Below are 12927 nucleotides of genomic sequence, written 5' to 3'. Positions count from 1 at the left end.
TTGGCCATGCTACTTTAAAGTGTTACACATCCTGTTTGGTGGGGGCCATTAAACAAACAGCGCTTTTACTTGTTTGTAGAGAAACGCCCATCGGCTTAGTACGCTCGAGTCCATTGAGACATAGTAACCATGATCGCCAACCTCAATGTAATCGACGCTGCCATCATAGACAAACCATGCGTTGCCACTCGGATATTCGACAGATTTATAAGTAAATCGATCAAATCTCAACCTTTCTTCAAGATATCCGAGTTCACTCTTAAAATGACACGACAGAGTAGAAGAGAGTTTTGTGCCATCGATCAGTTCTTGAATCTTGATCTTAACGTCTCGGGTTTGAAAACGTTCACCATAGCTGTAAGCGATGTCGAGTGAATTATATTGTCCTCTATAGCTGATTCCATCCATCTCTTCTCTGTTTGGGTTTTCCAGAGCTAGCGCATACTCAAAATCATCGAAGATCTGCGTTTTATTGTTGATGTAGTCGATTTTGCCGTTAGGGTAGGTTTTTGCTGCGAGTGCCGAGCAGATATGTTCAAGCTTTGCGTTAATCATGCTGTCTTTACCGACCAGTACCAGAGAGGTAAACGGGGTAATAATGATAATGGCTAAGGCGATTAGGATTGGGTTGTGCCAGAATCGCTTTTGTTTTTTAGGTGGTACGTTGGAGTGTTTTTTTTCTTTTTTAGCCGAATTTTTGCGTTTATTTTTAGCCATAACGATACAACAAATAGCCTTATTTTTTATATAAGAGAAATACTTGCTCACTGAAGAGGAGTGAACCATGAAAATAGAAGGCCGTACTTTAACTCCTCTATTCAATAATTTATGTGGTGCTGATTGTATTTTGTGGTTTTACAGCATACATATCTTGGATAATTTCCCTCAGGCTTAAATAGAAAAGGGCTTCTCTGTGAGAAGCCCTTTGCATCAATTGCCGTATATATCTGTGATATCAGTAATGTGCTATTGCTTATTGCGATTCGCTAGGTAGTTATCTTGAAGAATATACATGCGCTTGATATCGCAGTATTCGCCGTTAACGAAGATTTCTTTGACTAAATGCCCTTCCTCAACAAAGCCGCTTTTTTCATACAGATGAATCGCCTTCTCGTTGTTGACGGCCACATGCAAATACACTTTGTGCAGGTTTAAAATAGTAAAAGCGTAATTCAACGCTTTATTGATCAAACCGCGAGCATAGCCGCAACCTTGATAGTTTGGCGCAATAATGATTTGGAATTCAGCGTTGCGGTGAATGGAGTTAATTTCAACTAACTCGACAAGGCCAATGGCTTGATTCTCCGAGTTTTCCGCGATAAAACGGCGTTCATTACTGTCGTGAATGTGTTTACGGTAGAGGTCTTCCAGCTCGTAGTACGATTCATACGGTTCTTCAAACCAATATGACATGATTGAACGGTTGTTGTTTAGCTGGTGAATAAAGCGAAGGTCTGTTTGCTCGAGAGCACGTAATCGGATTTCATTATCCATGTTACTTTCCATTAACAAGTAAATATAGTAGTAACAGCACAGTCTTTAGTGTCTTATGCTGATGGCGAGAACATATCACTATAATTTGGAGTGGGGAATCACTATTTGGCGCATTCTTAGATAATGTTATTGGTGATGTTACTGGAGATGTTATTCGGTATGGGGGGATTACTACCCAGAGAAGTGTGTTACAAGGAGGCTATCGAACAGCCGTGATTTCTGAGTTAAAACTGGCTATTCTTAAGTCGATGAATCGTAAGAGTGTATTAAGGTTATGGAGAAGATCGTCGATCTAAATCGTTGGCAAAAAGCGCATGTGAAATCTCAGGAAGAATTACAGGTGTTATTTGAAGAGTTAAGCGGGAATTTTCAAGCACAGTCATACCCAGAACTGTCGCATCGTTTGCAGATCTTAATGCAGCTTAAGCAGGCGTTAATTGAGCATCAAGCCGATCTGATTCGTGCGCTGGATGAAGATTATGGTTACCGTAGCGAATTTGATAGTACGATTTGCGATTTACTTCCGGCGATTGAACATATCCATTACACCTGTAAAAATTTGCGTAAGTGGGCTAAACCATCAAAACGTCGCTCGGGCTTATTATTAGCCCCTTCTCGTATTAACGTTATCTATCAACCCCTAGGTGTTGTGGGGGTTATCGTTCCTTGGAATTTCCCAATTTTCCTTAGTATTGCGCCAGTCGTTACTGCATTAGCTGCGGGTAATCGAGTGATGGTGAAACTCAGTGAGCATACCCCGAATACAAATCAGATCCTGAGCAAGATTCTCGCCCACCTTGATGGCTATGTTTGCGCGGTGGAAGGAGAGGTTGAGATCGCGCAGTATTTTTCTCAATTGCCTTTTGACCATTTACTTTTTACTGGCTCAACTCAAGTTGGCCGTATGGTGGCAGAGCAAGCAGCGAAAAACCTAACCCCAGTCATACTCGAATTGGGTGGAAAATCACCGGTTATTATTGCACCGGATGCTGATATTGATAAAGCGGTGGCGGCCATCTTAATGGGAAAATCACTTAATGCTGGACAGATCTGTGTCGCCCCAGATTATGTTTTGCTGCCAGAAGATCAGCAACAAGCCTTTATAGAAAGTTACTTTCGCCAATATCGCCAAGCATATCTTAATCAGAATCATCAGTTGGCGATGACACGCATCATCAATCAAGCGCAGTTTGAGCGTTTAATCCGTTATATCGAAGATGCCAAACTAAAAGGCGGCAAGGTTTACACTATCGAAGATATGCCGCTCGCTGAACGTGAGATGCTGCCACATCTGATCACCACTCTCAGTGATGATATGTTGGTGACCGAGGAAGAGATTTTTGGCCCTATTTTACCGATTATCGGTTATCACCATGTTGACCAAGCAATCGAATATATCGAAAATCGCCCGCGGCCATTAGCGCTCTATTTAATGAGTAACGATAAAACGTTAATTGAACAGGTTAGCCACCAGACACACAGCGGTGGTCTGTGTATCAATGATACCTTATTGCACGTTTCAGCGCATGATGCGCCGTTTGGTGGGATAGGCGCTTCCGGAATGGGGCATTATCACGGTGTGGAGGGATTTCGCAGTTTGTCGAAAGCGAAGACAGTCTTGACGACGCCAAGTTGGTTACCGCGTGCTCGCTGGATTATTCAGCACCGGAAGTGGATGAAGAAAGTCATGGCAGCGATGTTCATCAAGTAAAAAAAATCAGACCCTGAGGGTCTGATTTGATTATTGCACTTTATATTATACCGATTAACGACTATCTAAGTTATCAAGCTTTACCCTAGGGGTTATGGCGCTTCAGAGATAGGCTCTGGCGCGTAATGCTGAGGGCCTAGATGAGTCAGTTCAGGAATGATGGTTGCGATGGTCATGGTTGACCATGTGCCAGCCACAATGCCGATGAACATGGTGACAGAGAAGCCGAATAGTGGCTCTCCGCCCAATAACCACAGTGACGCAACCGAAATCAGCGTGGTACCAGATGTGATTAGGGTACGTGACAGTGTATTTAAGATTGCTTGGTTGTTTAACTCTGCGATTGGTAATTTCACATTCGCTCTTAGTAGTTCACGAATACGGTCAGAGATGATGATTGAGTCATTGAGTGAGTAACCCAACACTGCTAACAGCGCCGCTAGTACCGTAAGGTTGAATTCCATTCCAGTCAGTGAGAAGAAACCGAGCAGAATAAACACATCGTGCATCAGCGCAAGTAGAGCCCCCGATGCTAAGCGCCATTCAAAGCGGAAGCTTAGGTAGGCGAGGATCACCATCAAGGTAATCATTACCGCTAGGCCGCCTTGTTCTGCCAGCTCTTGTCCCACTTGTGGGCCAACTAAGCTGACGTTAATCATTTCCACATTGTCTGAGAAGCTTGCCAGCAATTGTCTAATTTCAGGTTGTTGTTGAATGTCTTCTGTGGCGGCGTAACGCAGCATCCACTGGCCATCATCACCCGTTGAAACAACCGATACTGGCTGGTGTAACGCAGCCTCAAGGTTGGTTTGGATTTGCGCTGCAGTTAGGGTGTTATCTAAACGCACTTCGCTGATCATACCGCCAGTAAAATCGAGACCGAAATTCAAGCCTTTAGTTGCCAAAGAAAAAATCGATACGATGATCAGCAGGCAAGAAATCAAGCTGCCAGCGTGACGCCATTTGGTTAGTGTTTTATTGGTAATCATAATTAAATTCTCACTCCGCGACGTGAATCTTTACCCCAAATTAAATTGATCATCGCGCGAGACGCGAAAATGCCGGTGAACATACTGGTTAACAAACCTAAGCCAAGCGTTAAGGCAAAGCCTTGAATTGGGCCATTACCAATCATGTAGAGCGTAGCGGCTGAAATCAGCGTCGTGATGTTGGAGTCAAGGATGGTGGCAAACGCGCTGCTAAAACCAAGGTCAATTGATTGAGCAAGGCTGCGACCTTCACGAAGTTTTTCTTTAATTCGTTCAAAAATAAGTACGTTGGTATCTACCGCCATACCAATGGTTAATACCAAACCTGCGATACCCGGTAGTGTTAATACCGCACCAGGTAAGAGGGCAATGAGGCCAAGTAGCATCACCATGTTGATCAGCAAAGCACCGTTTGCCACCCAACCCAGTTTACGGTACCAAACTGCCATAAATAACAGAGTAAGACCCATGCCAAGTGCAAGAGCGGCAAAACCATTTTGGATGTTTTCAGCACCTAAAGATGGGCCGATGGTACGTTCTTCAACGATGGTGACCGGCGCAGTTAGCGAGCCTGCGCGCAGCAATAGCGCGAGATCTTGTGCATCATTGAGCTGACCAACACCGGTAATTCTAAAACGGTTACCTAGTTGAGATTGGATAGTTGCGACACTGATAATGGTGTTTGATTGCTCAACGTTGCCATTGGCATCACGGCTGTATTCACTGTAACCCGTCGCCATTGGTTTACCGATATGCTTACCTGAGAAGTCAGACATCATTTTACCGCCCGCTGAATCGAGGCTGATGTTAACTTCCGGCATACCCATTTCGCCCATTCCAGCACGCGCGTCGACGATGTGTTCACCGGTTAGGACTGGTTTACGAGTCACATGTACTGGGCGACCATCTTTGTCCATGATCATTTCAGTGCCAGCCATACGCTCTGGCTTCACTTCATAGAACGCAAGACTAGCCGTTGCACCGATTACGTTTTTCGCTGCCGCTGGATCTTGTACACCCGGTAGTTCGATACGAATACGATGTTCACCTTGACGTTGTACCGCCGCTTCAGTGATACCAAGCTCTTCGATGCGGCTACGCATGGTTTGCAAGTTCTGTTGCACGGTTAGACTGGTTAGCGTCTGTTTTTCAGAATCCGCTAGTGCCATCGTTAAACCGTTATCACCTTCACCTTTCACCACCCATTGAGGGAATTGTTGGTTGATGTATTTACGCAGGGTGGCAACCGACTCTTCATTCGGTGCTTTTATGCTGATATCGGCATCGCGATCGGCTTCGATGCGAACACCACGAATGCGTTCTTCACGAGCGTAATCTTTAATAGAATCTTGCGCTTGCTCAGCATGAGAGCGGAAGACTTCTTTCATATCCACATCAAGTAAGAACTGCACGCCACCGCGTAAATCTAGGCCAAGCTTAATCGGTTTGAAGCCCATGTCGAGTAACCAAGTGGGTGCGGCTGGTACCATGGCCAGTGTGACGATATCTTCTTTTGGCGCAAAGTCAGCCAAGATGTTTTTGGCTTTGTTTTGGTCGTTCGCGTGTTCAAGTACAACGGTGGTTTCGTTGTCTTGTTGGTTGATACGCTTCACTGCAATATTGTGAGCATCAAGTTGTTGCTGGGCTGTCACAACAGAAATTGGCGTAGCTTTGTGATTCATGATCACGGCGGCATTTTCACCAAACCAAGATGGTAAGGCGCTGAACAACATGATGATGACCGTTGTGATTAACACAACGTATTTCCATGCTGAGTAGTGGTTCAGCACAGTTCGGGAAGTTTTCTTTTTATGCATAACATTTTTCTCTTCGGCAAGGCCGATAGGAGTGAAAAAGTGTCGCACCTAGTATGATGAGAGATGAATCGTCATCGTTCGCAGTCGCTTATAGCGTTGTTTGTGCCGTTTGCTCGAAATTAACCGAACGTAACTACGGCGCTAAAACGGTGACTACGAAACAAGAGGTGTGACAAATTGAACCCAAAAAAGGGCAAGAGAGAAAAAGTTAAGCGTCGGCTTGGCTTATAAACCGATAGAGGAGATTGGATTCTTTCCAGCCAGCAATACGATGTGACGTTGCGGGTGGGTGCAATGTCCAGTCATGCCATTGGTCGAGCGCGAAATAAACACTCCAGCGCAATGTTTGTGCATGAGTATCACTAAATTCGAACACGAGCTCATAGTTAGGCTCTGCTTCGTGTAGGCGCTCAGGGATAAATGAGCCATTACGTAAAATAGAAGCAAGACTAGGAGAGAGCGATTTAGCGGGTGCACGATGCTCAATATGCAGTTTGTGAACTGGGCTTGAGGTAGTGTGATGCTCGGCGCTATCGTGGTGAATGATAACTTGAATCGGTTGGGTTAATAGCGGTTTGGTGATTGGCCCATTGGCGTCACCAGCGGCTAATGCTGCGCTAGCTGAAAAACAGGCGAGCAGCAAGCTAAGCATAACGCTCAACATCCGACACCGTTTAATCCACTGCTCACGCATACAATAACTCACACTATGATTCGCGCTCATCATAAGCCTGAGTTTCAAAATCGACAAGCAGTGAATGCGCTAAATGGGTAAAATTTCTCAATATATTGTTGATGAAAGCGGGCGTTAATTATAAGGCAACCTTCTTAAAGTATTGATATTTAAGAAGTTGATTTGTTGTTGCTATGGGTTGTATAAACGCAGATTAGTGGCGGCTTTATTTCATCTATGGGTATTATCTTACGGTAATGCCTTGCTGAATCTTGCATAAAACTGACGTTATAAACAAAAACCGCCCTAAGGCGGTCTTAATCATGAGTGTTGCATTAAAGCGTTTTTGACTCTCATCTTAGCAGCCGTAATGATGTTTGATGTATTGCTCAAATTGTTGACACATCATTTCACTCGACTGTTGATTGCTGGCTAAGGTTTGCGCGCCATCAATCACTGTAATTTTCGCATTGAGATCCGCTGGAGCGCCTTGAGGTCGGGGACTGGCGTGTGCCATTTTTTGTTGCTGAACCTGCCAAGATTCTTCCGCGGATAAGTTACAAACATCCGCCAGATACTTAGCATTGAAGCCTTCGCCGGTTAGGCTTTCAATGGTCTCATTGTGCGTGAGGCTGTTGCCTGGACGCCAGTAATGCTGATTAAGTAATGGCCCAATAGCAGGATTGTCAGTGAGATAACCGTACTCTGCTAGCAAGTATGCGCGAGTTTGGTAGACCGCCATGTGTGCCAGCAAATAGCCTTGATAAGAGCAGGCGGATTCATCCGACAACAAATGAGGGATCGCCAACAGTGGTCGAGGACTGCATGCTAAACCCAGAATGCGCTGCTCTGTTTCGCGAGCGAGTGTCGTAATGTTCTCGGCGGTTAACTCATCGTCACTTAACTGATATAACGCACGTTCAAAATAGGGCACAACCAAAATAGAACGTTCTTCATACGCTTTAAAAGGCTGGCGGCTTTTGGTCATGGCTTCAATCACAGAGTCGGGTACGACTTCCCCTTGATGGTTAAAGGCGTAACGTTTTAGCCAATCTGCATCGTTTAGCAAGCTATCGCAGAACATTGATTGTGTTTCGGCGTACGCCATTGACGTTGGGGCGAATTCAATTGAGAAGCAAGGCGCGTTTTGCTTCATATTAGCAAAGTGTGCTGCATGGCCCCCTTCATGGAATAAAGTATTAATCCCACTGTAGCCGCTGCCAACTTGGTCCGGTTTTGCATTACTGGTGAAGTTAACTTTCGCCGCAATCCATTCGCCTTGGTCGTAAAATGAGGGCACAGGGCCATGGCAAAAACCGTTTTGATACTTTCCTTTACGGTCGAGTAAATCTAGCGTTAGTTCAGCGCCCGAGTAATCAATATTCAAACGACCGAACGAGTCGACCCAACGGCGAAGCGATTGAGAGAAAGGCACATAAGGATCGAGATCGCGCATCGCATCACCGGAATAGGCGTAGACGAAGTTATGCCCCAGCAGCGCTTGGCGGCCTTTTTGTTCGCTTAGTGCTTGTAGGGCATCAAGGTTGCTTTGGCGGGTGCGCTGTTCAAAATCATCCAAAATGACGAACAGTTCATCACTGCTCATATGTTCCGTTTTTCGCACCGAATAATCGAAGTAGTTGGCAAAACCTTGTGCGTGTGCAAATTGGTTACGACGCTTAACCAAATCAATAAAGCCGTTTTGTAGTAGCCATTGTTCTAACTCAATAAAAGCTGAATGAGCGGATTGACGTACTGCTTCGTTATTACTGGTGCGTACAGCCGCGGCAAGCACCGGTAGAGATCCTTCGACTTGCTCGCCATTGTCATTGATGTAATGCATCACGTGCGCTTGTTTTGCTTTAAACAACTCAGCTTCGAATTGGATTAAATCTGCTTGTTGTTGTGCGGTTTGTGGCTCTTCAATCGCATGTGATTCAAATACCGCTAGCCAACCTGTCAGGCCATGGGTGGTGACGGATCGTTCATCAGTGTTTTCGATGTTTTGCGCGAGCTCAAGTTGCTGTTTTACTTGCTTGAGGTTGTCAGCGCTGCTGAGAAATTGGCTCCATTGCGTCTGCGCTTTGGCCGCCGCGGGGTGATCGTCGCTTAGCCCCATGTAGGTATCCCAAAACCAGTCCTCTTTGGTGCGATGGATGACCAAATAGCGTGCATTGAGATCGTTGAGAAATTGTGTGGCAGTCATATCAATCCTTGTTGTTGTCGCCCTGAAAACCGTGAAGCAAGATGAAATCGGGGGATCCCAGAGCCGTGATGTAGGTAACGCCGAGTTATTTGATAACATGCTGAGGGGCTAATGAGCAAATATTGTCTTAGCAGTTTAGGATGAAAACGGAAGGTTCAAAGAAGGAAAATAACGTGTGTTTACGGTGTACTTTAGTCAGTGTGCGATTTTTTGTGCTTGCAGTGATGAGGTGCGTATTGTGAGGAGAAATTGTCGCTAAATCTACTCTAGCGACAATGTCATTTAGTCTTCTGCCCAGTTAAATTTGCTTTCATCAATGCCATCTCTGGCTTCTTTGATGCGTTCGCGTCGGTAGCGCTCTTCATCACGCGCGGCATCAATTTCTTGCATGATAGTGGCGAGATCGGCCACGGTATCAACTTCGGTAAATTGACCGGTTAATTCAGTTTCAGGTGTTAAATCACCTTTCTCGAATATAGCCCACATTTCTTTGGCATATTCGGTGGTTTTTAGTTCTGGCGCAAACTGGCTGTAATAGTCGCGAATATTGTTGATATCACGGGTTAACATCCACTCTGCATTATTATTCGTAGCCGCATCGACCGCTTGTGGTAGGTCGATAATTACCGGGCCCTGTTCATCAACCAGTACGTTAAATTCAGATAAGTCACCGTGGATCAAACCCGCACACAGCATTTTGACCACATAGCCCATCATGGTTTTATGGTCTCGGAGTGCTTGCTCGGCAGATAGCTCTACATCGTTCAGACGTGGGGCAACATAGCCTTCCTCGTCGGTGACTAGCTCCATCAGTAAGACGCCATCAAAACAGCCGTAAGGGACAGGGACACGTACACCGGCAGCCGCCAGCTTGTATAAAGCATCCACTTCCGCACTTTGCCACATCTTCTCTTGCTGTTCGCGACCAAAGCCTGAGCCTTTTTCCATCGCACGAGCGCGACGGCTATTACGGACTTTGCGGCCTTCTCGGTAGGCCACGGCTTTTTTAAAGCTGCGCTGAGTTGCTTCCTTATAAACCTTGGCGCAGCGGATCGTCTCACCGCAGCGTACTATATACACTGAGGCTTCTTTGCCACTCATTAACTGGCTGGTCACTTCATCGACCAAACCATCGTCAACTAGGGGCTGTATTCGTTTCGGTATTTTCATTTTGCCGTTATACCCTAGTTCTTGTGAGGATGTAATATAAAGCTGCTGAATGGATGAAATATCTAGCAGATTTGCTGACAAACAAGACGGATTTCGTTAGTGGAACTCATTGCAAGTGGTTTTTTGTTGAGCAAATAGGTGGAAAGTTGCAGTTAAAATGAGTGTAACGGTTGTGAACAACGAAAACTTATACAAACGTGAATAAAATTCGTGTTTGTTTCATTTTAGGTGGACGTTGAGGTCAGACCCACTCTGATGACTCAACTTATCATGATTGATCCATTTGGTAATCATGTTGAGCAACTCAATTTTTTTGATCGGTTTAGTGAGATAGTCATCCATACCAATTTCTTTACTATTTTCCCGCTCTTCTTGTAAAGCATGAGCTGAAAATGCCACGATTGGGCACCACACATAATCTGCGGATTTTTGAAGTTCGCGAATGTCTTTCGTTAGGCTGAAACCATCTTTATTCGGCATTGAAATATCGGTGATCACTAAGTCGGGTTTCATTTGTTGATAAAGATCGAGAGCAATTGCGCCATCTTCTGCCAAAATTAGGTCGATACCAGTATCTTCAAGCATCTTTGATATCAAAATTCGGTTAACACTACTGTCTTCTGCAACCAACAAGCTAATACCTGTTAAGTTAGCTGCTTGGCAAGATGCGACTGGGTTAATTGGCTTGTCGTCGGCGCTAAATAGTTGCAGTAGCTTGCTTGCTGTTACAGGTTGGGATATTCGCTGATGGGATGTAAGTAACGGATGATTGGTAAGCTCTCCCCAAGTCGGTTCTAGAATGCGAATAATAGTTTTGTGATTTGGCTGATGTTTAAGAGAGTTTAATAGCTCTTTATCTGCATGACGTTCGCATTGACCAATAAGAATGACGTCGTACAGGGAGAGGTCATTTTGGTCAGCTTGAGTTTGTTCGCTGGATAAAAAATGGATGAAGTCTAAATTTAGCTCTTCCGCGATTGCTTTTAGTCGTTTTGCTCGCGGTAAGTAATCATCAATCAGTAGCAGCTTCTGTCGCTGCAGACGATTCTGTTGAGAGCTTATTTCGGGTTGATGTTTTAGATTGAGGCTAAAACTAAAGCGAGATCCGACACCTTCGGTAGATGTGACGCTAAGCTCGCCTCCATAAGCTTGAATTAAACGTTTGGATATTGCTAATCCTAAGCCTGTTCCTTCATATTGTCGGGTGACCGAGTTGTCGACTTGTTCGAATTTTTCCATGATGTGGGGAAGGCGATCAGCTGGAATGCCGATTCCGGTATCAATAACATCAAACTGATAGCCATGCTTAGTTGCTGATACTTTTAATAGTACGTGACCATGTTGGGTAAATTTAAGGGCATTACCGACGAGGTTTAGCAGGATCTGGTTGATGCGCCCTTTGTCACCAATAACCTTACTATCAATGGAAAGTGGCATATCGACTAAGAGTATCAATTTGTTGTGTGTCGCTTGATAAGCGCATAAATTACTGCAGTTTTCGATTAGTTCTTTTAAATCGAAGGCTTCTTCAATGAGAGTCAGTTTACCGGCCTCGATTTTGCTGTAATCGAGAATATCATTGATGACGGTGACTAAGTTACCCGCAGAACGGTGAAGTAATGTTAACAAATCTTTTTGTTCAACCCGTTGTTCATTTTCAAGTAGTACTTCACTGATCCCCATAATGGCATTCATCGGGGTGCGGATTTCATGGCTCATGTTAGCGAGAAACTCTGATTTTGCTTTTGCGGCATGGTTAGATTTCTCCACTGCCGCCGAGAGTTGCTGTTCGATTTCGCGTCGATCTGTAATATTGCGCTCCACGGCGATAAACCGCAGTAGATCTCCGTTTTGATCAAGTACTGGGGAAAGATCGATTTCAACCCAATATTTTTCTCGTGATTTAGTGTAGTTGAGGATCTCAACTCGAATAGGTGCTTGGTTTTTGATGCTTTGAGAAAGCAGTTCGACTGTTGCCTGATCGGATTCTTCACCCTGTAATAGTGTACCGGGAGTATGGTTGAGTGCTTCTTGTAGCGAGTACTTGGTTAATCGTTCAAAAGCAGGATTTACCCAGACAATTTTTCCATCTGGACTGGTGATGATGATGGCATCACGTGCATGCTCTGCGACTTCAGCCAGTAGAGAGACTTTATCAGAGAGGATTTTTTGCTTGTAATACTCTTGAGCCAAATTATCTTGTGCTTGGGCAAGTGAGGAGGACATAAGATTAAATGCATCCCCAACCCGTGTTACTTCGTCATTTCCAGGGATGGTTATATGTGTGCCAGGTCCCTGCTGAGTGACTTTCATAACCCCTTTTCGCAGTAAATCCAATCGCTTCATTAGGTATGTACCTAGCGCAAAAGAAAAGAGTGCAACCAGAGACATTTCGATAACAGCGATAAAAATGCTGGCTCGTTTGGCATAATCAAAAATTTGGTGAATACCGTCAACCCTAACGCCCATCTCTACCGAACCAAAAGAGAGTTCATCAAGCATTATTGGGCTGGATACATCGTAAATTCCATCGGAGGCATCGAAAGGGAGTACGTTGGTATCAACGGAGAAATAGTCGCCTTTACGAGTAAGTTCGATGCCATTTTGATCAACAATTCGGATGTAGGCAAGGTTGTGTTCACTGACGACCGATTGCGCAAAACTGGCCAAGTAGGCAAGATCTGTTGCGATAACTGCGTCTCGAGAGGCTTTAGCAAATACACTTACTAATTGCTGGCTACCAATCTCAAGACTTTTCTCATTTGAGCTTTTTAACCAACTTAAGCCGCTGACAATCAATATTCCAAGCGCGAGCGCTTCGATGAGAGCAATGCCTATTATGGTCTTAGAGCGTAGAGTCATAGGCG

The 12927-nt window shown here is 44.8% G+C and carries 9 protein-coding genes; 1 reads left to right on the top strand and 8 read right to left on the bottom strand.

Annotated elements, in window-relative coordinates; genetic code table 11:
* Positions 1-48 precede the first annotated feature (48 nt).
* Both RH86_RS05845 and speG read right to left on the bottom strand, forming a co-directional pair.
* The gene (locus RH86_RS05845) at positions 49-717 is read right to left on the bottom strand and encodes a hypothetical protein (protein ID WP_009385502.1); all 669 of its coding nucleotides are present in this window, start codon (positions 715-717) and stop codon (positions 49-51) included.
* 249 nt (positions 718-966) lie between these two features.
* A complete protein-coding gene (speG, locus tag RH86_RS05840; protein WP_005599882.1) occupies positions 967-1494 on the bottom strand; it encodes a spermidine N1-acetyltransferase in 528 nt (175 codons plus the stop codon).
* 274 nt (positions 1495-1768) lie between these two features.
* On the opposite strand from speG, the gene RH86_RS05835 reads away from it, so the two are divergent.
* Complete coding sequence (locus RH86_RS05835) at positions 1769-3205, top strand: coniferyl aldehyde dehydrogenase (RefSeq protein ID WP_009385501.1); 1437 nt, start codon at positions 1769-1771, stop codon at positions 3203-3205.
* Positions 3206-3297: 92 nt separating this feature from the next.
* Here RH86_RS05835 and secF read toward each other — a convergent pair whose 3' ends face one another.
* The 6 genes from secF to RH86_RS05805 all read right to left on the bottom strand — a co-directional run bounded on the left by secF (position 3298) and on the right by RH86_RS05805 (position 12922).
* On the bottom strand, positions 3298-4194 hold the full coding sequence (gene secF / locus RH86_RS05830) for a protein translocase subunit SecF (RefSeq protein ID WP_009385500.1): 897 nt from the start codon (positions 4192-4194) through the stop codon (positions 3298-3300).
* A 2-nt stretch (positions 4195-4196) separates the two neighbouring features.
* Positions 4197-6011 carry a protein translocase subunit SecD gene (secD, locus tag RH86_RS05825; protein WP_038219309.1) on the bottom strand — a complete coding sequence of 605 codons (1815 nt, stop codon included), beginning with the start codon at positions 6009-6011 and terminating at the stop codon, positions 4197-4199.
* A gap of 208 nt (positions 6012-6219) precedes the next feature.
* Positions 6220-6675: a hypothetical protein gene (locus RH86_RS05820; RefSeq protein ID WP_038219308.1), complete on the bottom strand. Its 456-nt coding sequence runs from the start codon at positions 6673-6675 to the stop codon at positions 6220-6222.
* A 367-nt stretch (positions 6676-7042) separates the two neighbouring features.
* A complete protein-coding gene (locus RH86_RS05815) occupies positions 7043-8890 on the bottom strand; it encodes a M3 family metallopeptidase (RefSeq protein ID WP_009385497.1) in 1848 nt (615 codons plus the stop codon).
* A gap of 282 nt (positions 8891-9172) precedes the next feature.
* A complete protein-coding gene (locus RH86_RS05810; protein WP_009385496.1) occupies positions 9173-10060 on the bottom strand; it encodes a PA4780 family RIO1-like protein kinase in 888 nt (295 codons plus the stop codon).
* A gap of 219 nt (positions 10061-10279) precedes the next feature.
* Positions 10280-12922, bottom strand: coding sequence for an ATP-binding protein (locus RH86_RS05805; protein ID WP_009385495.1), 2643 nt, complete (start codon positions 12920-12922; stop codon positions 10280-10282).
* Between the last annotated feature and the right edge of the window lie 5 nt (positions 12923-12927).

The sequence above is a fragment of the Vibrio sp. N418 genome (assembly GCF_000222565.1).
Classification (GTDB): domain Bacteria; phylum Pseudomonadota; class Gammaproteobacteria; order Enterobacterales; family Vibrionaceae; genus Vibrio; species Vibrio scophthalmi.
This window is presented reverse-complemented; position numbering and strand designations above follow the sequence as displayed.

What these genes read in the sequence shown, in the direction of transcription:
- RH86_RS05845 (WP_009385502.1), bottom strand. Translation starts at nt 717, where the DNA reads ATGGCTAAAAATAAACGCAAAAATTCGGCTAAAAAAGAAAAAAAACAC.
- speG (WP_005599882.1), bottom strand. Translation starts at nt 1,494, where the DNA reads ATGGATAATGAAATCCGATTACGTGCTCTCGAGCAAACAGACCTTCGC.
- RH86_RS05835 (WP_009385501.1), top strand. Translation starts at nt 1,769, where the DNA reads ATGGAGAAGATCGTCGATCTAAATCGTTGGCAAAAAGCGCATGTGAAA.
- secF (WP_009385500.1), bottom strand. Translation starts at nt 4,194, where the DNA reads ATGATTACCAATAAAACACTAACCAAATGGCGTCACGCTGGCAGCTTG.
- secD (WP_038219309.1), bottom strand. Translation starts at nt 6,011, where the DNA reads ATGCATAAAAAGAAAACTTCCCGAACTGTGCTGAACCACTACTCAGCA.
- RH86_RS05820 (WP_038219308.1), bottom strand. Translation starts at nt 6,675, where the DNA reads ATGTTGAGCGTTATGCTTAGCTTGCTGCTCGCCTGTTTTTCAGCTAGC.
- RH86_RS05815 (WP_009385497.1), bottom strand. Translation starts at nt 8,890, where the DNA reads ATGACTGCCACACAATTTCTCAACGATCTCAATGCACGCTATTTGGTC.
- RH86_RS05810 (WP_009385496.1), bottom strand. Translation starts at nt 10,060, where the DNA reads ATGAAAATACCGAAACGAATACAGCCCCTAGTTGACGATGGTTTGGTC.
- RH86_RS05805 (WP_009385495.1), bottom strand. Translation starts at nt 12,922, where the DNA reads ATGACTCTACGCTCTAAGACCATAATAGGCATTGCTCTCATCGAAGCG.